Annotated in this window: 28 protein-coding genes; 1 reads left to right on the top strand and 27 read right to left on the bottom strand. The window is 47.6% G+C overall.

What is annotated here, in order from left to right:
* Positions 1 to 221: 221 nt before the first annotated feature.
* The 27 genes from IM473_RS04880 to IM473_RS04750 all read right to left on the bottom strand — a co-directional run bounded on the left by IM473_RS04880 (position 222) and on the right by IM473_RS04750 (position 17,945).
* Positions 222 to 443, bottom strand: a complete 222-nt coding sequence (locus IM473_RS04880; RefSeq protein ID WP_287658875.1) for a helix-turn-helix domain-containing protein — start codon at positions 441 to 443, stop codon at positions 222 to 224.
* A 3-nt stretch (positions 444 to 446) separates the two neighbouring features.
* On the bottom strand, positions 447 to 1,934 hold the full coding sequence (locus tag IM473_RS04875; RefSeq protein ID WP_287658874.1) for a type I restriction-modification system subunit M: 1,488 nt from the start codon (positions 1,932 to 1,934) through the stop codon (positions 447 to 449).
* Between the two features lie 112 nt (positions 1,935 to 2,046).
* Complete coding sequence (locus tag IM473_RS04870; protein ID WP_287658873.1) at positions 2,047 to 2,289, bottom strand: DUF2283 domain-containing protein; 243 nt, start codon at positions 2,287 to 2,289, stop codon at positions 2,047 to 2,049.
* A complete protein-coding gene (locus IM473_RS04865; protein WP_287658872.1) occupies positions 2,280 to 2,582 on the bottom strand; it encodes a hypothetical protein in 303 nt (100 codons plus the stop codon). The genes IM473_RS04870 and IM473_RS04865 overlap by 10 nt, the downstream gene beginning before the upstream one ends.
* 56 nt (positions 2,583 to 2,638) lie before the next feature.
* Positions 2,639 to 4,540 (bottom strand): glutamine--fructose-6-phosphate transaminase (isomerizing), encoded by a 1,902-nt coding sequence (gene glmS / locus IM473_RS04860; protein ID WP_287658871.1) that lies wholly within the window; start codon positions 4,538 to 4,540, stop codon positions 2,639 to 2,641.
* A gap of 614 nt (positions 4,541 to 5,154) precedes the next feature.
* Positions 5,155 to 5,721 (bottom strand): adenylate kinase, encoded by a 567-nt coding sequence (locus IM473_RS04855; protein ID WP_002753892.1) that lies wholly within the window; start codon positions 5,719 to 5,721, stop codon positions 5,155 to 5,157.
* 70 nt (positions 5,722 to 5,791) lie between these two features.
* On the bottom strand, positions 5,792 to 7,111 hold the full coding sequence (gene secY, locus IM473_RS04850; protein ID WP_287658870.1) for a preprotein translocase subunit SecY: 1,320 nt from the start codon (positions 7,109 to 7,111) through the stop codon (positions 5,792 to 5,794).
* A 247-nt stretch (positions 7,112 to 7,358) separates the two neighbouring features.
* The gene (gene rplO, locus IM473_RS04845; protein WP_287658869.1) at positions 7,359 to 7,802 is read right to left on the bottom strand and encodes a 50S ribosomal protein L15; all 444 of its coding nucleotides are present in this window, start codon (positions 7,800 to 7,802) and stop codon (positions 7,359 to 7,361) included.
* Between the two features lie 10 nt (positions 7,803 to 7,812).
* Positions 7,813 to 8,334: a 30S ribosomal protein S5 gene (rpsE, locus tag IM473_RS04840; RefSeq protein ID WP_002757584.1), complete on the bottom strand. Its 522-nt coding sequence runs from the start codon at positions 8,332 to 8,334 to the stop codon at positions 7,813 to 7,815.
* Positions 8,335 to 8,360: 26 nt separating this feature from the next.
* Positions 8,361 to 8,723: a 50S ribosomal protein L18 gene (gene rplR / locus IM473_RS04835; RefSeq protein WP_287658868.1), complete on the bottom strand. Its 363-nt coding sequence runs from the start codon at positions 8,721 to 8,723 to the stop codon at positions 8,361 to 8,363.
* Positions 8,724 to 8,726: 3 nt separating this feature from the next.
* The gene (rplF, locus tag IM473_RS04830) at positions 8,727 to 9,296 is read right to left on the bottom strand and encodes a 50S ribosomal protein L6 (protein WP_002794624.1); all 570 of its coding nucleotides are present in this window, start codon (positions 9,294 to 9,296) and stop codon (positions 8,727 to 8,729) included.
* Between the two features lie 105 nt (positions 9,297 to 9,401).
* Entirely contained in the window at positions 9,402 to 9,803 is a 402-nt protein-coding gene (rpsH, locus tag IM473_RS04825) for a 30S ribosomal protein S8 (RefSeq protein WP_002734721.1), read from the bottom strand.
* Between the two features lie 186 nt (positions 9,804 to 9,989).
* A complete protein-coding gene (gene rplE, locus IM473_RS04820) occupies positions 9,990 to 10,529 on the bottom strand; it encodes a 50S ribosomal protein L5 (protein WP_002801925.1) in 540 nt (179 codons plus the stop codon).
* A gap of 54 nt (positions 10,530 to 10,583) precedes the next feature.
* Positions 10,584 to 10,937, bottom strand: a complete 354-nt coding sequence (gene rplX / locus IM473_RS04815) for a 50S ribosomal protein L24 (RefSeq protein WP_002777681.1) — start codon at positions 10,935 to 10,937, stop codon at positions 10,584 to 10,586.
* A gap of 72 nt (positions 10,938 to 11,009) precedes the next feature.
* Positions 11,010 to 11,378 (bottom strand): 50S ribosomal protein L14, encoded by a 369-nt coding sequence (gene rplN, locus IM473_RS04810; RefSeq protein ID WP_002732358.1) that lies wholly within the window; start codon positions 11,376 to 11,378, stop codon positions 11,010 to 11,012.
* A 20-nt stretch (positions 11,379 to 11,398) separates the two neighbouring features.
* Positions 11,399 to 11,641 (bottom strand): 30S ribosomal protein S17, encoded by a 243-nt coding sequence (gene rpsQ / locus IM473_RS04805; RefSeq protein WP_002801923.1) that lies wholly within the window; start codon positions 11,639 to 11,641, stop codon positions 11,399 to 11,401.
* A gap of 6 nt (positions 11,642 to 11,647) precedes the next feature.
* Entirely contained in the window at positions 11,648 to 11,866 is a 219-nt protein-coding gene (gene rpmC, locus IM473_RS04800; protein WP_002801921.1) for a 50S ribosomal protein L29, read from the bottom strand.
* Positions 11,866 to 12,285 carry a 50S ribosomal protein L16 gene (rplP, locus tag IM473_RS04795; protein WP_002780088.1) on the bottom strand — a complete coding sequence of 140 codons (420 nt, stop codon included), beginning with the start codon at positions 12,283 to 12,285 and terminating at the stop codon, positions 11,866 to 11,868. Before rplP ends, rpmC begins: the two co-directional genes overlap by 1 nt.
* A 30-nt stretch (positions 12,286 to 12,315) precedes the next feature.
* Positions 12,316 to 13,044 (bottom strand): 30S ribosomal protein S3, encoded by a 729-nt coding sequence (gene rpsC, locus IM473_RS04790; RefSeq protein ID WP_008197249.1) that lies wholly within the window; start codon positions 13,042 to 13,044, stop codon positions 12,316 to 12,318.
* 23 nt (positions 13,045 to 13,067) lie between these two features.
* Positions 13,068 to 13,427: a 50S ribosomal protein L22 gene (gene rplV / locus IM473_RS04785; RefSeq protein WP_002746605.1), complete on the bottom strand. Its 360-nt coding sequence runs from the start codon at positions 13,425 to 13,427 to the stop codon at positions 13,068 to 13,070.
* A gap of 135 nt (positions 13,428 to 13,562) precedes the next feature.
* Entirely contained in the window at positions 13,563 to 13,844 is a 282-nt protein-coding gene (gene rpsS / locus IM473_RS04780) for a 30S ribosomal protein S19 (protein WP_002753908.1), read from the bottom strand.
* 30 nt (positions 13,845 to 13,874) lie between these two features.
* Positions 13,875 to 14,708: a 50S ribosomal protein L2 gene (rplB, locus tag IM473_RS04775; RefSeq protein WP_002746601.1), complete on the bottom strand. Its 834-nt coding sequence runs from the start codon at positions 14,706 to 14,708 to the stop codon at positions 13,875 to 13,877.
* A gap of 33 nt (positions 14,709 to 14,741) precedes the next feature.
* Entirely contained in the window at positions 14,742 to 15,047 is a 306-nt protein-coding gene (locus IM473_RS04770; protein ID WP_002771034.1) for a 50S ribosomal protein L23, read from the bottom strand.
* Positions 15,037 to 15,669, bottom strand: a complete 633-nt coding sequence (gene rplD / locus IM473_RS04765; RefSeq protein ID WP_002732765.1) for a 50S ribosomal protein L4 — start codon at positions 15,667 to 15,669, stop codon at positions 15,037 to 15,039. Before rplD ends, IM473_RS04770 begins: the two co-directional genes overlap by 11 nt.
* Positions 15,670 to 15,689: 20 nt before the next feature.
* On the bottom strand, positions 15,690 to 16,328 hold the full coding sequence (gene rplC, locus IM473_RS04760; protein WP_002734589.1) for a 50S ribosomal protein L3: 639 nt from the start codon (positions 16,326 to 16,328) through the stop codon (positions 15,690 to 15,692).
* Between the two features lie 608 nt (positions 16,329 to 16,936).
* The gene (locus IM473_RS04755; RefSeq protein ID WP_002801914.1) at positions 16,937 to 17,275 is read right to left on the bottom strand and encodes a P-II family nitrogen regulator; all 339 of its coding nucleotides are present in this window, start codon (positions 17,273 to 17,275) and stop codon (positions 16,937 to 16,939) included.
* Positions 17,276 to 17,459: 184 nt separating this feature from the next.
* A complete protein-coding gene (locus IM473_RS04750; protein WP_287658867.1) occupies positions 17,460 to 17,945 on the bottom strand; it encodes a DUF4079 domain-containing protein in 486 nt (161 codons plus the stop codon).
* A 198-nt stretch (positions 17,946 to 18,143) separates the two neighbouring features.
* Between IM473_RS04750 and IM473_RS04745 the strand changes: the two genes are divergently transcribed.
* Complete coding sequence (locus IM473_RS04745) at positions 18,144 to 18,803, top strand: phosphoribosyltransferase (protein WP_287658866.1); 660 nt, start codon at positions 18,144 to 18,146, stop codon at positions 18,801 to 18,803.
* Positions 18,804 to 18,874 lie beyond the last annotated feature (71 nt).

The raw sequence follows: 18,874 nt of genomic DNA, 5'->3' as shown, positions 1-18,874 counted from the left end.
ACTTGATTTCAGTTTTTTCTTTGTCAGTAAGGGTGTCAACAAGGAATATTACAAATTGTTAACCGAGTCTTGAAAGCCTTGTGCTACAAAGGTTTGAAATGTTAAGAAAGATGTGACTAAAGGACAGCTTAAAAAGGGGGGTTGGGGGGGATCGGATGGCGCTTTTATTTTAGTCATCATATCCCCTCTAAATGCCGACAAATCTTATTTCTCAGCATAAATCAAATATCCTTTCGATTGACTATCGCTTCGATAGGATCCGGTAGAGGGATGGGAAAATGTTCCTGTTCATAGGCATCAACCAGTGTGGCAAGCAAATCTAAGCGCGCTGCTTCTGGTGTCCCCGGAGGTACTTCCAGAAACGACTCAATCTCCAGTAAGGCCGCCTCATACTCGGATTCGGTTTTGATAGAATGTAGGTCTAATGGCTGTAGATTTTTCATCTCCTAATCTCCTAACATCTCCTCTAATGCGTCCAAGTCCTGACGAATATCAGCCTCTAAAGCCCTTAACTTCTGTAAAATCACCTTTGGAGGCTCATAGCTCACCTCTTCGTACTCTATCTCCTTATAACGGTTAATTGATAGATCATAAGCATTGGCCTGAATCTGCTCGCGAGGCACAAAAAACGCCTTCCCTTTGCGGTTGGTGTCCTGAGTGGAGTCGCGATTATGCCAACAGCGCAGCAAATCCGGGATATCATTATCGGCGATCGGTTGGCGTTTATCATCGAGAGAGAAACCATCCGCCATCATGTCATAAAACCAAACGAAGTCAGTCCCCTTTTCTTTTACCCCCAGCTTCGTAAAGATGAGAATTGCGGTAGATACTCCCGCATAAGGTTTAAACACCCCCGACGGCATCGATATCACCCCCTCTAGCTTATGTTCCTCTACCAAGATGGTGCGGATGTCCTTATGGGCCTTCGACGAGCCAAATAGCACCCCATCTGGCACAATTACCGCGCCTTTTCCCCCCGTCTTCAGCAACCGCAAAAACAGGGCCATGAATAATAAATCGGTTTTAGTGGTGTCGATGATTTTCGATAAATCCTTGGCAATAGTAGATTTCTCCAGCGAACCCTTAAACGGTGGATTAGCCAGAATCATGGTAAAACTATCCTCTACTCCGGCGTGATCCTCCGAGAGGGAATCCCGGGCCTCGATAATCGGCTGCTCGATACCGTGTAACATCAGGTTCATGCTGCCAATGCGTAACATCGTCGCATCGAAATCAAAACCGTGGAACATTTGGTTATTGAAATGCTCTAGGTTGCCGCGTTCATGGAGCAAACGTCCCCCCTCGCTGTCCTTTAACTCCCGCACATACTCGGCAGCCGCTACTAAAAAGCCTCCTGTGCCACAGGCCGGATCACAGATAACCTCCCGGGGTCCCGGCGCTAATAACTCCACCATCATTTTGATAATATGGCGCGGTGTGCGAAACTGTCCGTTAGTCCCGGCTGTACTCAGTTTCGAGAGCATATACTCGTAAAGGTCGCCTTTGGTGTCCCGATCCTCCATGGGGATTTTTTCAATTTGCTCGATTACCGTCGCCAGCAGGGCCGGAGACGCGATGAGAAACACCGCGTCCTTCATGTGTTTAGCGTAGGTGCTACCCTTGGACAATTGCCCCAGATCTTTGATAAAGGGAAACGCTTCATCCCGGACAATCTGGAGCATTGTCTCGGCATCATCGAGATTTTTGAAGTGCGACCAACGGATATGCTGTTGGCTGGGGGTAAAGGTGGGATTTTCGAGGTTTTCGCCTAATCTTTGGGCCCTACGCTCCTTAGCTAGTTCTAGGTCATCTAGGCGCTTGATAAAGAGTAAATAGGAAATCTGCTCGATTACCGAAAGCGGGTTACTAATGCCGTTATTCCAGAAGGTTGTCCAAAGTTTATCTATTTTGGATTTTAATTCGCCGGTGATCATCGCTGTTTACTCGTTCACTGCTTTTAATATTGCAGTAATATTGTACTGAAAATCGGGGGGTCTCTTAGGTTTTCTGGGCAAAATATATTCTAAGTAGCTGGTTATAATTAAATTAAAAATGGATTTTACTAACATTGAGAATACTTAAACCAATGATCTTATCCCCTTGATAACGAATAATCACATCATTATCTGTTAATTCGCTATCATCCGCAGGTAAAGATGGTTGATAAAAATTAATATACAAAACATCTGCTTTTGCATCATAAGCTGTCCAAAAATCTTGCTGAGGCAGAGCGTGAATCATCTTGGCGAAGTTAAGATAGGATTGAATATTAATGCTAGTTATGGCCATATTTGTTTCCTCTTGGTTAATTCACGAAGACGACGGGTTAAATAAGCAGTAATAATAAATCCCTCATCTAATAATTCTCGATAAACAACGATTAGATATTTTCCAGAAACTATTTGTTTAACTGCCAACAATTCCTGCTGGTTTCCTACTAGGATTTTCTCAGGATGGCGAATGGTTTCCAATATCTCCGCTTGATACGATACTAATTCACTATGTCCACTGATAATGTGTTTCCATCTCTCCTCTGTCAGACGAATTAAAACCCCATTCTGAGAAGTTGTATGGAGATTCATAGGTTCCGATTTAGTGTAAATAGACCTTTAAACCACACTTTCAACCCAACCGAACCCTATTCTACCGTGACACTTTTGGCTAAATTGCGCGGCTGATCCACGTCTAAACCGCGACGGGCCGCGATATGATAGGAGAGCAATTGTAGGGGAATTACCGTTAAAATTGGCGATAATAATTCCTCAACTTCCGGCACATACAACAAATCATTAAAGACTTTCGGCGCTTCCGTATCGCTGTCGGCAACTACTCCCAATAATCGCGCATCCCTTGCTTTTGCTTCCTGTGCATTGGAGAGAACTTTATCATAAACTACCCCCGGCATCGCAATCGCTACTACGGGAACTTTTGCATCTAAAAGCGCGATTGGTCCGTGTTTCATTTCTCCGGCTGGATAGCCTTCCGCATGAATATAACTGATTTCTTTGAGTTTTAAGGCCCCTTCTAAGGCAATGGGGAAATTAATCCCCCGTCCCAAGAAAATAAAGTCTTGGGTGTCATTAAATTCATGGGCCAATTCTTCGATCGCTTTTTCCTGTGTTTCTAAGACAGTTTCGATCGATCTTGGCAGCGATCGCATTTGATTAATAATTTCCTCGATTCTCTCTAAAGACAGAGTTTGACGACGATAGGATAAATCCAAAGCTAAGAGATAAAAACCCAATAACTGGGCGGTAAAACTCTTAGTTGCCGCCACCCCGATTTCGATCCCCGCCTGAGTATTAATAATCTGATCGACCATTTGTGCTAGGGTACTTTCGGGGCGATTAGTAATCCCGATAATCCGGGCCTGATATTTTTTTCCTAATCCTAAACGACGCTGTTTTTCCGTTTCCAAAGCCGCTAAAGTGTCGGCTGTTTCCCCCGATTGCGTCACCCCGATGGTTAAAGTATTGGGCATCAGGGGGGTGGGTGCATAGCGAAATTCCGAGGCGTACTGTACTCTTGTGGGAATACCTGCCAACTGCTCAATCAAGTATTTACCGACTAAACTAGCGTGCCAACTGGTCCCACAGGCTAAAATCTGAATATGTTCTAAATTTTCGTAAATTTCCTCAGAAAAATTAATATTTATCGGGTTGACATTATCCCCATTTTGTGCTGTCCAATGGGGATGCAGATAGGTCCCTAAACAGTCGCGCACCACTCCTGGTTGTTCGTAGATTTCCTTGAGCATGAAGTGACGATAACCCTGTTTTTCTACGGTCGTCGGACTCCAATCGAGGACTCTGGGGCTTTTACGGACTCTTTTTCCCTCAAAATTATAAATTTCTACTCCCAAGGGTGTTAACCGAGCGATTTCGCCATTATCCAAGGACAGCACCGCCCGGGTATGGGGAACCAAAGCACTGACATCGGAGGCACAGAAAAACTCCCCCTGACCAAAACCGATGATTAAAGGAGCGTGTTGCCGCACGACAATCAATTCATCGGGATAATCGGGACTAATCACCGCTAGGGCAAAAGCACCCTCTAAACGTTCAATTGCCTTTAAAACTGCCTTGAGGAAAGGACTCACCCCCAAGTATTCTTCATCGCTAGGTTTGGGTAGATAACTGGCGATTAGATGGGGAATAACTTCTGTGTCGGTTTCTGAGTCAAATATACAGCCTTTTTCCTTTAATTCTGTTCTTAATGCCTGAAAGTTTTCGATAATGCCATTTTGTACCACTGCCACCCGTTGACTGTTATCGGTGTGGGGATGGGCATTACTTTCTACGGGTTTGCCGTGGGTTGCCCAACGGGTGTGACCGATGCCAATTTGGGAGGGATTAACTTCCTGTTCTAATTTTTCCCGCAGATTGTAGAGTTTTCCCTGGGCGCGGACTCGATGTAATTCACCTTCAAGAATTGTGGCAATCCCTGCCGAATCATAACCCCGATATTCTAAACGTTCCAAACCAGCTAGGAGAATATCGATCGCTGTTTGGGTCCCGATATAGCCAACAATTCCGCACATTCTTTCGCTCACCCCATTTAGGCTAAGTCCGATCGATCTATTCTATCGCAAGCGTGACACTTGTTTGCTTAGAGCCTAAAGACGCAGGGGGAAGGGTATAGTTTCCCCTATAGGAGAGCAGGGTGTGGGGTGTGGGGTGTAGGGTGTGGGGAGAACAAATAAAAGCAATATAGATCACTCAGCAGCACACTTTGTTCTTTTTGTCAAAAAAACTTTCTCTTTGCAACAAAACTACACAATTAATTGATCAACGGGTTGGCTTAAAAAAGGCTCTTTAACTGCCATTTATTGCTGTTGCTGAATAGGTCAGTGTAGATTTAGCAAGGGTTTTCAGGATCACCAGACAGCTAAAAACCCTAAAAAGCACATAATAGCCGATCATCTCATACTGCGAAATTATACCATAATCGCTGGAAGTATTGCAACCTCGTAAACAAATGAGAATTATTTTCAATAAATTCTTAAGAAAGGATAAATATTGCGAAATGTAAATTTAAATATTCTCAACTATTAAAGCTTGTTTGATATAAAAAACTTATCAAAAGTTGTAATTTTTACTGACTGATGACTGATTACTGATGACTGATTACTGAATTGATGATCTGAGAGAAACTTTAAACAGGAGTCACAACTGCTGTTAGAGCGGCAGTAACCGCGTCCATCGGTTGATTACCGTCGATATGGTTAAGAGTGCCTTTTTGACCGTAATAATCTAAAACGGGGGCAGTTTGGTCGATATAAACCTGTAGGCGACGGGCGATCGTTTCTTTAGTATCATCTTGACGACCGCGTTGCATGAGACGCTCAATTAAGACCGTATCTGGTACAGCCAAATTAACCACAAATGTGTAACTATCGGCCAATTCCTCCAGTAATGCGTCTAAAAAGCTCGCCTGTGCCACCGTGCGGGGAAAACCATCAAGAATCCAACCCTTAGCACTGTCAGGCTGTTTTAAACGTTCCTGAATTAAACCTAATAACAACTCATCGGGGACTAATTCGCCCTTTTCCACATAAGCTTGTGCTTGCTGACCAAGTTCTGTCTTCTCTGTAATTGCTTGACGTAAAATTTCACCGGTAGAAATATGGGGAATCGTCAGAGATTCCGCTAATTTTGCCGCTTGGGTCCCTTTTCCCGATCCGGGCGGTCCCAAAAATATCACACCGATCCGTTTGCTCATGGATTAAATATAGGGTTTTAAGGGGAAAAATAACCAGTAACCGCTAAAAGGTCACTGGCTGACTATCTAACTACTGTTTAATCATGCCCTCATAACGTTGAGAGATGACATAGGTTTGAATTTGTTTCGCAGTATCGATCGCCACCCCCACCAGAATTAACAGGGAAGTTGCCCCCAAACCGCGAAAAGTGGTGACACCAGTAGCGCTTTCTACTACAGTCGGCACAGTAGCCACCAAACTTAAAAAGAGAGCGCCCAAAAGGGTGAGACGATTCAGCACCCCTTCCAGATAATTAGTAGTAGCGGTCCCCGGTCGAATCCCCGGAATACTGGTCCCCATTTTTTTCAGGTTTTGGGACATATCCTTGGGGTTAACGATCAGGGAAGCGTAGAAGAAACTAAAACCGAGAATCAGTAAGCTATAAAAAGCCACATAACCCCAACTATCGGGACGCAGAGCATTAACCAACTGAACTAAAACCTGACCGACCGGGTTATCCGTGGGTAAAGCTTGCACTAATTGGAAAGGTAAGACCAACACTGCGGAGGCGAAAATAATCGGCATTACGCCCCCTTGATTGAGTCGTAGGGGTAGATAACTGGTTCTTTCCCGATAGAGACGACGACCCACCTGACGACGGGCAGAAACAATCGGAATCCGACGGGTTCCTTCCTGAACAAAAACAATGCCGATAATCATCACCAAGAAAACCAGCAAGAGAATCACCACTTGAGCGATCGCTTGTCGGCCACCCTGTTGGGCAAAAGTAATCGTATCACCGAGGGTTTTCGGTAAAACAGCGACAATGTTGACAAAAATCAGCAAAGATGCTCCATTTCCCAGACCGCGTTCCGTAATCAGTTCCGAAATCCACATCACGAACATAGAACCGGCCACTAAAGCGAGAACCGTAGCAGCGATCGAGGGTAAAGTTCCGGCCACAACGCCGTTAGCCACTAATAAACCGAGAGTAATGCCGATACTTTGAATAATTGACCAACCAAAGGCAACATAACGGGTAATTTGGGCAATTTTTCGCCGTCCTGCTTCTCCTTCATTTTTCTGTAAATCTTCCAAAGAAGGAAGGGCAGCGGTGAGCAGTTGCACGATAATTGAGGCGTTGATATAGGGAAGAATGCCGAGGGCAAAAATCCCTAACGTCGATAATCCTCCCCCGGTAAACAGGTCAAGGATTCCCAAAGCGGCGTTACTTTGAATAATTTCTGCTAATCTTGCCCGATCCAAACCGGGTATCGGTACAAACATCCCAAAACGGAGCAGAATCAGTAAACCCAATGTAATCAACAAGCGACCGCGTAAACCGGCCGCTTGTGCCATTTGCATAAACGTTTCCTGTGCCGTGGGAGCCTTATCACGACTGACGACCATTAACAGTTACCTCTAGTGCAGTTTTTTTATGGGAAAAAGTAATCGAGGGGGAAAACTTTCTCGATTTTTTTAAGATTTCCCCTGTCTTTCTTATGATATAGCAATCCGGTCTTGGGGATTGGGTGTTAGGGTGTGGGGTGTAGGGTGTGGGGAGAACAAAGCTGCCCTTTGCCCTTTGCCTTTTGCCTTTTGCCTTTTGCCTTTTGCCTTTTGCCTTTTATCTCCTGTCTCCTGTCTCCTGTCTCCGTTAAATTTCTTCCCAAGTACCTTGAGCGGCGGTAATTTTCTCTTTAGCGCTATTGCTAAAAGCGGCGGCCTTCACCTTGAGGGGAACGGTAATTTCACCATCACCTAAAACTTTTAAAGGGCCGTCATTGCTGGTGAGAATTTTAGCTTTTAGGAGACTTTCCAGGGTAACTTCCGTATTAGCGGGTAAAGAAGCCAATTTTCTCAGATTAACGATCGTGTATTGACGGCGGTTAACCAAAGGAAAATGCTTTAATTTGGGAACCCGACGATAGAGGGGCATTTGTCCCCCCTCAAAACCGGGGCGGGTCCCCGTCCCAGAGCGAGATTTTTGTCCGCGCATTCCCAGACCGCAACTAGCGCCCTGGCCGGCCGAGATACCCCGTCCCACACGACGACGACGTTTAGTGGACCCCGGTTGGGGGGCGATTTCGTGGAGTTTCATGGTGATTTCTTTATGTGTACAAATGTTCTACAGATACGCCTCTATCCTTGGCCACTTCCGAGAAAGTGCGGAGAGTTTCCAGGGCGTTAACAGCGGCTCTAGCGTTATTGAGGGGGTTATCGCTACCGAGTTGTTTAGCGAGGATATTTTTCACCCCGGCTAATTCTAAAACGGTACGGACAGCACCCCCGGCAATAACCCCAGTCCCCGGTGCCGCTGGACGCATAAGCACCTGAGCGCCACCGGAAGCCCCCCGGGTGAGGTGAGTGATAGAACTAGCTTTAGTTAAGGAGACTTCAATTAGTTGTTTTTTGCCATCGGCCACGCCTTTACGGACGGCCCCGATCACATCCCCTGCTTTGCCGACTCCCACTCCCACCTGGCCGTTTTCATTACCGACCACGACGATGGCCCGGAAGCTGAGTTTTTTACCACCCTTAACCACTTTACTAACCCGGCGGATCTGGATGACCCGCTCTTGCCAAGTGGTTTCTTTTTCTTTTTCGCGGTTGCCTTTGCGACGTTTTGCCATAGTTTTATCAGTGTTGAAAGGATATTTTAGAAGTTTAAGCCGGCTGACCGAGCCGCTTCTGCTAAGGCTTTGACGCGACCGTGATAGAGATTGCCACCGCGATCAAAAACCACTTGTTCAATGCCTTTGTCTAGGGCCCGTTGGGCCACCAGTTTACCCACGGCAGCCGAGGCTTCTTGGGTAGCGGTGGATTCCAATTCCCCGCGCAAGCTGGCCTCTAGGGTAGAAGCGGCAGCGAGGGTGTGTTGGGCTACGTCGTCGATAATTTGGGCGTAGATGTGGTTATTAGAACGAAATACGGATAAACGCGGCCGTTCAGCAGTGCCATTAATTTTGCGACGCACACGCTGGTGACGACGACGGACTGATTCTTTGCGACTAAGTTTCATGGTTTATTTTTTACCTCCTTTACCGCCTTTAGCGCCTTTACCGCCAGCTTTACCAACTTTGCGACGGACAACTTCACCAAGATAGCGAATCCCTTTTCCTTTATAAGGTTCGGGGGGACGAACTTCGCGGATTTTAGCGGCAATGTTACCGACGGCTTCTTTGTCGATGCCACTGACGATAACTTGGGTGTTGTTTTCTACGGCGACGGAAACACCATCGGGCATCTCCATTTCCACGGGTTTACTGTAACCAACATTAAGAACTAATTTACTACCCTGCGCCTGGGCGCGGTAGCCCACCCCTTGGATATCGAGGCGTTTTTGAAAGCCGGTAGCGACTCCTTCCACCATGTTGGCTACTAGAGTTCTACAGAGTCCGTGGCGTTCTCTGGCGGTACGGGAATCGTCTTGACGGGTAACGAGCAGGGTTTCGCCATCTTTGTCGATGGCGACGGCGGTGGGTAGGGTTCTCTGGAGAGTTCCTTTGGGTCCTTTCACCGTCACGGTAGCACCATCGATATCGACGGTGACTTTATTGGGAATAGGAATCGGGCGTTTGCCAATACGAGACATAACAGTTATCAGTTATCAGTGGGTCAGATATCAGGGAAGAGTTATCAGTGGGCCAGCTATCGGGTTTAAACTTGGAAAGGCTGACGGCTGATAGCTTATCCTTGTTTACCAGATGTAGCAAAGGACTTCGCCGCCAACGTTTTGTTTACGCGCTTCGCGATCGGTCATAATACCTTTAGAGGTAGAAACAATGGCGATGCCAATGCCACCGAGGACGCGAGGTAAGTCTTTACTGTTGGAATAAACTCGCAGTCCCGGTTTACTGACTCTGGTGAGGGTAGTAATGATCGGTTGACGGTTTTTGCCTTTATATTTGAGGGAAAGAACTAATTGAGATTTAATCCCCTCACCCACTTCCTCAAAGTCAGCAATAAAGCCTTCGTCTTTGAGAACTTGAGCAATACTGCGCGTCATCCGCGTGGTGGGAATTTGAGTAGTGGTCTGCCGAACCGCGCAAGCGTTACGGATGCGGGTCAGCATATCCGAGATGGTATCGTTAGCAGACATGAATTACCTGTTTTTCTCCTAAATTGGGATCAACATCAGTGGTCAGTTATTGCAGGAGTCAGGAGTCAGGAGCCAGTCGTCAGGAGAAGGTAGGTAGGATTTATTCAGTAATTTCTCTGACAAAATCGCTTTCTCCCTTTTCCCTTGCCACTTTTTCCTGATTTTTTTCCTTTTCTCTTGATTGATTTATCTAAAGGGCATTCCCATCTCTTTGAGGAGGGCGCGTCCTTCTTCGTCGGTTTTAGCGGTGGTGATGATTGAGATGTCCATCCCGCGAATTTGATCGATTTTGTCGTATTCAATTTCGGGGAAGATCAACTGTTCACGAATGCCTAAACTGTAGTTACCACGACCATCAAAACTGTTACCGCTGATACCGCGAAAGTCGCGAATGCGTGGTAAGGCCAGATTAATTAGACGGTCTAAAAAAGCGTACATTCGATCGCCGCGCAATGTCACCATGACACCCACGGGCATTCCTTCGCGAATTTTGAAACCAGCGATCGCTTTTTTTGCCCTAGTCACTACCGGTTGTTGTCCGGTGATGGTGGACAGTTCCTCCTTGGAAGACTCCAAAGCTTTGGCGTTTTGTGAAGCTTCCCCAAGACCGCGGTTAACAGTAATTTTGATAACTTTAGGTACTTGATGGATATTGGTATAACCAAATTGTTCTTTCAGTTTCGGAACAATGGTTTCTTGATAGGTGGTTTTTAGTTTTTGGCTCATAGTTTTTCTGCTTGCTTTTCCTGGGCTTGGTCAGGAACTAGAATTGATGGGAAACTAATCAATAATTTCGCCAGTTTTCTTCAGTATCCGCACTTTCCGACCGTCTTCGGTAAAGGTATAACCCACCCGACTGGCGATTTTTTTCTTCTCGGAATAAAGCATCACTTTGGAACTGTGAATCGGTGCTTCGTAGGTAAGGATTTGACCCGATTCTCCTTCCTGTTGGGGTTTAGTATGTTTGGTGCGGATATTAACTCCCTTGACCACCACGGTACTTTCTTGGGGTAGGGCCCGTAAAATTTCGCCCACTTTGCCCTTATCGGAACCAGCGATTACTTGAACGACATCCCCTTTTTTAACGTGCATTTTTTGCCTTTGGGGTGGGGTTTGAATGTTTTTCTTACTCATTTTTTTTGACCTCAAAGTGTGAAAAGTTTTAGACTAGCCATCAGCCAATTGCCTTGGTACTTTTCACTTTGATCAGAGAACTTCTGGGGCTAAGGAAACAATTTTGGTGTAGTTTTTATCGCGCAATTCCCGAGCGACCGGACCAAAAACCCGCGTACCTTTGGGATTACCGTCATTATTAATAATCACGGCGGCGTTATCATCAAAACGGATGCTCATGCCGCTATCGCGACGGACGGTTTGACGGGTCCGCACAATCACCGCCGTCACCACATCGGATTTTTTCACGGGCATATTGGGGATAGCGTCCTTAACCACGGCGATAATTTTGTCACCGATGCCACCATAGGTACAGTTACCTGTTCCCAGCACCCGCAGACACATTAGTTTCCGCGCCCCGCTATTGTCAGCGACATTTAAGTAGGTTTGTTGTTGAATCACGGTTTTTACCTAGGTGAAATTTAATTATCGGTTAATATTTCCGCCACTTGCCAACGTTTGGTTTTACTGAGGGGGCGGGTTTCACGAATACGAACTCGATCGCCTTGTTTGGCTTGATTTTCTTCGTCGTGAGCTTTAAATTTCTGGGTTTTCACGACGATTTTGCCGTATTTGGGGTGAGGAGAGCGGTTTTCAATGGCTACCACTACGGTTTTATCCATTTTGTCGCTGACCACTACCCCAACTCTTTCTTTAACTGCCATAGTGGGTTATGCCTCCGGGGTGGACTGGGCTAGTTGGCGCTCCCGTTCTACGGTTAATAATTGGCCGAGACGGTGGCGGGTGTGTTTGAATTCGTGGGTTTTTTCCAAGCGGCGGGTGGCCTGTTGCAAACGCAATTCAAACAGTTTCTTTTTGGCATCGAGGACAGCATCGGCGATTTCCTCATCGCTCATCTTCCTCACTTCGGCGATTTTTGGTAAAGCCATTAGACGAAATCCTCCTCGCGAGTGATAAATTTGGTCTTAATCGGTAATTTTTGGGCGGCTAGGCGCATTGCTTCCCGGGCTATGGGTTCGGCTACCCCGGCAATTTCAAACATAATGAACCCCGGTTTAACCACGGCCACCCAGAATTCGGGGGAACCTTTCCCGGAACCCATCCGAGTTTCTGCCGCCCTTTGGGTGACGGGTTTATCGGGAAAAACGCGAATCCAGATTTTGCCACCCCGACGAATATAACGAGTCATTGCCCGTCTGGCCGCTTCGATTTGACGGGAAGTAATCCAACAGGGTTCGGTGGCTTGCAGGGCGAAATCGCCGAAATTAATCGTATTTCCGCCGGTGGCCAGCCCGCGCATCCGTCCGCGCTGTTGTTTGCGGAATTTTGTTCTTTTGGGACTTAACATGAGCTATTTACCACTGATAAATATTAGGGATCAGCCCTCACTAGAGCGATCTTCAAACTGTTGACGGCGACGCTGTTGACGGCGCGGTGCTTGAGCGGGAACGGCGGCGGCAATTTCTTCTTGGCCGGGGATAATTTCGCCCTTAAAGATCCAAACTTTCACGCCTAGAATCCCGTAGATGGTGCTGGCGGTTTTATAGGAGTAATCGATATCGGCCCGCAGGGTATGCAGGGGAACTCGTCCTTCCCGCACCCATTCGGTACGAGCGATTTCCGCCCCGTTGAGACGGCCGCTAACTTGAATTTTGATCCCTTTGACTTCGGCCCGTTGCGCCCGTTGGATGGCTTGCCGGACAACACGACGGAAGGAAACCCGTCTTTCTAGTTGTTGGGCGATGTATTCGGCGATCAGGTTGGCATCGGCATCAACGCGAGCCACTTCGATGACGTTAATGCGAATTTGACGCTGGCCACCGAGGGCTTTTTGCAAACCTAGGCGCAGCTGTTCGATTCCCGTGCCACCACGACCGACGACGACCCCGGGGCGAGCGGTGTGGATGGAGATATCTACTTGATCGGCCTTGCGTTCGATGCGAATATCGGCGATACCGGCATTAGAGAGGTTTTTTTCGACGTAATCACGAATACGGCGATCTTCTTGCACTAATTCGGGGTAACGTTTCGCGTCGGCATACCAGCAAGATTTGTGATCTTTGATAACGCCGAGACGAAAACCGAGGGGATGGATTTTTTGTCCCATTGTGGTTTTTTTAGTTAAGGTGATTAGTCTTTGTTGCTAGGAGCGACGGCGACGGTGATATGACAGGTGGGTTTGCGAATTTGGTAGGCGCGGCCTTGGGCCCGGGGTCGAAAACGTTTTAGAGTTGGACCGCCATCGGCAAAGGCTTGGCTAACCACCAAAGTGGCGGGATCGAGTCCTTCGTTATTTTCGGCGTTGGCAACGGCGGAACGCAGGACTTTCAGAATCGGATCACAGGCCCGGTAGGGCATAAATTCGAGAATAATTAGGGCTTCCCGATAGGAGCGACCGCGAATCTGATCGAGTACCCGTCTGACTTTCAGGGGTGACATCCGAATATAGCGGGCGATCGCTTTGACTTCGTTAGAGGTATCGATGGTCATTTCAGTTATCAGTTATCAGTTATCAGTTATCAGTCATCAGTTATCAGTCATCAGCTTTTATTTTTTGAAAATTAGCTAACTTGGTGATTTATGGTCACGACTATCTAGCTGACGACTGAGGGAGTAGCGGCTGATTTATTTCCGTCCTGCTTTTTTGTCGCTCTTGGCGTGACCGCGGAAGGTGCGGGTGGGAGCGAATTCACCGAGTTTATGACCGACCATCTGCTCGGAAACATAGACGGGAACGTGCTGTTTGCCGTTGTGAACGGCGATCGTGTGACCGACCATATCGGGAATGATTGTCGAGGCCCGGGACCAAGTTTTAATCACTTGTTTACTGCCCTGTGCGTTGAGTTTTTCGATTTTTTCCATCAGGTGGCCGGCGACAAATGGCCCCTTTTTCAGTGAACGACCCATAATTTTCAGTCAAAAGTAAAGTAATAATTTCTAACCCTGGTTACGACGGCGCACGATCAGATCGCTACTGCGCTTTTTCTTGTTGCGAGTTTTGCGGCCGAGGGCGGGTTTACCCCAGGGAGTCATCGGACCGGAACGTCCAATCGGAGCGCGACCCTCTCCACCTCCATGCGGGTGATCCACTGGGTTCATGACGCTACCCCGAACATGAGGTCGTTGACCGCGGTGACGGGTACGACCGGCTTTACCGAGACTGATATTTCTCGCTTCGGCGTTACCGACTTTTCCGATGGTGGCGTAGCATTCACGCCGGATCATGCGTACTTCTTTGGAGGGGAGGCGGATGGTAACGTAATCGCCTTCTTTCGCTACCACTTGGGCGAAACCACCGGCAGCCCGCACCATTTGACCACCGCGACCGGGGACGAGTTCGATGTTATGAACTTCTGTCCCTAGGGGGATGCGACTTAAGGGTAAGGCGTTACCGACCTCGAAGGGAGCGTTTTCCCCGGCGATGACGGTATCACCAACCCCTAAACCGGCGGGGGCGATGATGTAGCGTTTTTCCCCGTCTTTGTAGAAAAGTAGGGCAATGCGGGCGTTACGGTTAGGATCGTACTCGATCGCCGCTACTGTGGCCGGAATATCCCGTTTATCGCGACGAAAATCGATAATCCGGTAGAGGCGCTTATGGCCGCCGCCCCGGTGACGACTGGTAACGACACCGCGATTATTACGCCCTTGTTTGCTGTGTTTGCGATGAGTTAGGGACTTTTCCGGTTCGGTTTTGGTGATCTCTTTAAAGTCGGAGATGGCCGCCTGCCTTGTCCCGGGGGTTAAAGGTCTAAAAGAGCGAATACCCATAGTTTAGTTTTCCGTTATCGGGTTTCTTGGTTGTTATACGTCGGGATAGAGGGCGATCGAGTCGCCTGCTGCCAGGGTCACGATCGCGCGTTTGTATTGGGGTTTGTAACCGAGGAAACGGCCGACGCGTTTTTTCTGACGAGAGGGGCGGCTGGTGTTCACTTTCGTTACTTTCACGTCAAACAACAACTCGATCGCCGCTTGAATTTCCGGCTTAGTCGCTTTCAAGGCGACATCGAAGACGTATTTATTTTGTTCTAGGAGTAGGGTGGCTTTCTCGGTCACGATCGGCTTTAGGATCAGATCGGCGAGTTGTCTGGCTTCAGTTTTAAGCACCATAGACCTCCTCAATTTTGGCTAGGGCTGCGGCGGTGGCGATAACTCGATCGGCTAGGATGACATCATAGACGTTGAGACTATCGGCGCGAATAATTTTGAGATTGCAGATATTACGCCCCGATAAATAGACATTTTCGGGAATTTCCGTCAGAATTAGCAGAATTTTTTCCTCTGGACTGGCTCCCCAGCGACTTAAGGCAGCGGTGAGTTCTTTGGTTTTGGGTTGGGAGAATTGTTCAGCGAAGCTTTCCACCACGATAAAGTTATCGGCCTGGCTGATCAAAGCGGTTCTCAGGGCTAATCTTTTCTCTTTGCGATTGACCTTAACCTCAAAATCTCTCGGTTTTGGTCCGAAGATGACACCGCCACCACGCCAGAGGGGAGAACGGATCGAACCGGCCCGGGCGCGACCGGTGCCTTTTTGCCGCCAGGGTTTGCGACCACCGCCGCGCACTTCCGAGCGGGTTTTGCTGGAGGCGTTACCTTGGCGGGCCGCCGCTAGATGGCTGACGACGACGCGGTGAATTAGGTGTTTGGCGGTTTCGGGTTTAGCGGTTTTCAGTTCCAGGGTGCCTGTTCCCGCTTCTTCCCCTTGCCAATTTTTGACTGTGTAGTTAACCATGGCTTTAATCTTTCCTTGCCCTATTTACCAAATTTCTTGGCGGGGGTGATGTTTAACAGGGTTCCTGGTTTGCCCGGGACGGCTCCTTTGATCAGGATCAGGTTGCGTTCGCTATCGATTTTGACCACGGACAATTTGCGGATGGTAACTTGGGTTGCTCCGTATTGTCCAGCCATTCTCTTACCTGGGAAGACGCGGCCGGGGGTAGTACCAGCACCGGTGGAACCAGGGAGACGGTGGTTTTTGGAACCGTGGGTCATGTTACCGCGCTTGAAGTTATGGCGTTTTTGATAGCCGGAGAAACCCCGTCCGATGGTGGTTCCAGCCACATCGACTAAATCGCCTTCTTGGAAGATAGCGGCGGTAATTTCTTGGCCTAAAGTGTAAGCGGATGCGTCCTCAAGACGGTATTCGATTAAATGCCGCAGGGGGGAGACACCGGCTTTGGCTAAATGACCGAGTAGCGGTTTGTTGAGGGCTTTTTCTTTGACGGTTTTGTATCCCACTTGGATGGATTCATAACCGTCGGTTTTTTTAGTTTTGACTTGGGTGACGGGACAGGGACCGGCTTGAACGACGGTGACGGGAATGGCGACTCCCGTTTTGTTGTCGAAGATTTGGGTCATGCCCAGTTTTGTACCGAGGATACCGATAGACACGGATTGTTCTCTTTATCTTTACTAGACGACAATCAAAAATAACGTGGCCGTGGCTATAGGAGCGAGAAAAATCTTTCCCGCTTTATCAGCCTGCCCAACTTGAATGACTTTTTTCGAGTTATTTAAGCTGGCATCCCGTTAAATTCGTAAGTAAGACTAGACAGGTTTGCTGGTTCTGCCTAGATTGTTGCTGGTCTTTGTTTCTTCAGGACTTAAAGGGTTGATCTTCAGTATCCCGGCGAAGACCGAGCGACCAAGGCGGTTCTGCTCGGCAGTGCCTTCAGCACCACCTAACCCCGATTTTGGCCACAATCAAACATTATATAATATCTGTGACTTTTTAGGCAAGAGGTTTTTTTAGTCACCGGAAATGATCATATCTAGTCTGGTCAAATTATTTATCCCGTTCGGCGGTCTTCAGCAGCGATGGGGGCAGACCGAGCCAATAGATTCAATTATAGTAGTTATCTTAATGTTGAGGTACAAAGTTTCCGTTTTGGGGAATCGGTCGTCGGTGGTCGATACCAAATTAGGTTACATTTCTTGATGGGAAACACTTTCAATGGGGGGGGGATGACAGCATTGTGCTATCATCCCTTGTCGGGGGGTTAAATCGCTTCGAGATTTTTTTCTCCGGTACGGATGCGGACGATCTGTTCCACGGGGGAGATAAAGATTTTACCGTCTCCGATTTCACCAGTACGCGCCGCAGAAATCAGCTTATCGACGACCATATCGACCTGCTTATCTTCGACGACGATCTCGATCTTGAGTTTTTGGAGAAATTCGACGGTATACTCGGAACCGCGATAACGTTCCGATTGACCTTTCTGACGACCGAAACCTCTAACTTCGGAGACGGTCATGCCGACAATGCCCGCGTTAACTAGGGCGATTTTCACCTCTTCAAGTTTAAAGGGTCGGATAATCGCTTCTACTTTCTTCAAAATATCTATCTCCTCGTTGCGTGACGATACTTTACTTTCTGGGTAAATTACCTGTTAATTCTAAACTCGGAATCCCAAGAATAGTGCTTAAAGTCATAATTTCTTCAATTATTGTCCTTGGCCACAGTCTTCTGCGGTGAAAAACTTCCGGGTGGGAATTGGCCCACCCGCAGCCATAAACCAACTAGAGAGATAATCCCAACTGAAGACCGAAAACACCGTGAACTAGCAGTAAAATCAGGGCAATACTGCCGATATAAGCGTGAATAGTCCGGAAAAGTTCTTTTTTCTCGCCAGCGAAGCCAGTGAGGGACAATAATCCATTGAAAGCTAATAAACCGATGGCGATCGATCCTGTCCAGAAATGGCTGCTTTCGAGGATTGGATGTTTCTGCATGACTAGGGATAAAATACCGCCGGTGTAACCGAGAGCGATAAATAAAAACAGCCAGGGGGCGAGTTTGCGGTGATCAGCCCGATTTTTGGCCACTACGTCCCCATCTTTGCTTAAACGGCTTTGCCAACCGGCATAGGCAGTATAACTACCCATAACTAAAACCACGATCCCCATCATGACTGGATGTCCCCAATGAACGATCGGTTCGGGAGTTCCGAGACCGCGAAAGGCAGCGGCGATCGGCTCTAGCGCATCACTTAAACTTTGATTCATCTTTGTTACCTAACTTTACAAAACCCTCTGGCCTAAGATTTTAGCCGATCTCTGGCCTAGAAAAACTGCGGTTAGCTGAAAAAATGTCAAGCCTTCGCTAAATTTCTTAACATTTCCGCTAGAGATGAGCGGAGAAATATAGAATAAAGTCAGGGGAAACTAGGGATCCCCACGGGGATTAACCCCTAGGAGGGAGTTATGACTTATCTGCTCAAAGATCGGCGATCAGCAGGGAGACTATTAGCTAGTTACTTGACAGAATATACCAATAGTGCTAGGGCGCTAGTTTTGGCTTTGCCCCGGGGGGGGGTTCCGATCGCCTTTGAAATTGCCCAAAGGTTACATTTACCGCTAGATCTGTGTTTGGTGCGAAAATTAGGTGTACCGGAGCGAAAAGAGTTAGCTTTTGGGGCGATCGGTCAAAATGGGGTGCGGGTAATTAATGAAAGTATCGTTGAAGACTTGCACCTATCGGAGACGATGATAGAAAGGGTAGCAAAGGAAGAAATGATCGAATTAGAGCGACGCGATCGCTTGTATCGAGGTGAGCGACCCTTCCCGGTCTTGAAGGGGAAAACGATTATTCTAGTAGATGATGGGATCGCTACGGGAGCAACGATTAAAGCGGCGATTCTGACCCTTAAGGCTGAAAATACCGCTGCTATTATTATTGCTGTTCCTGTTGCCCCGCCGGAAGTTTGTGATCAATTAGAAAAATTAGTCGATCGAGTAATTTGCCTACATAAACCCTACGAATTGAGATCAATTTCTCTTTGGTACGAGGACTTTTCCCAAACCAGCGATGAGGAGGTGCAAACACTTTTGTCCACCGTCGATAGTTCTTTGATTCCAGTTTAGGGAGATGGGCTAGATCAACTCTCATTAAACCAGCGATCACTGACTAGAGTGTGACACTTCATAATTCTTAG

Origin of the sequence: Microcystis sp. M015S2, from assembly GCF_020245945.1 — a bacterium.
Classification (GTDB): Bacteria; Cyanobacteriota; Cyanobacteriia; order Cyanobacteriales; family Microcystaceae; genus Microcystis.
The sequence above is the reverse complement of the archived record's forward strand: the minus strand, read 5'-3'. Positions and strand labels throughout refer to the sequence as shown.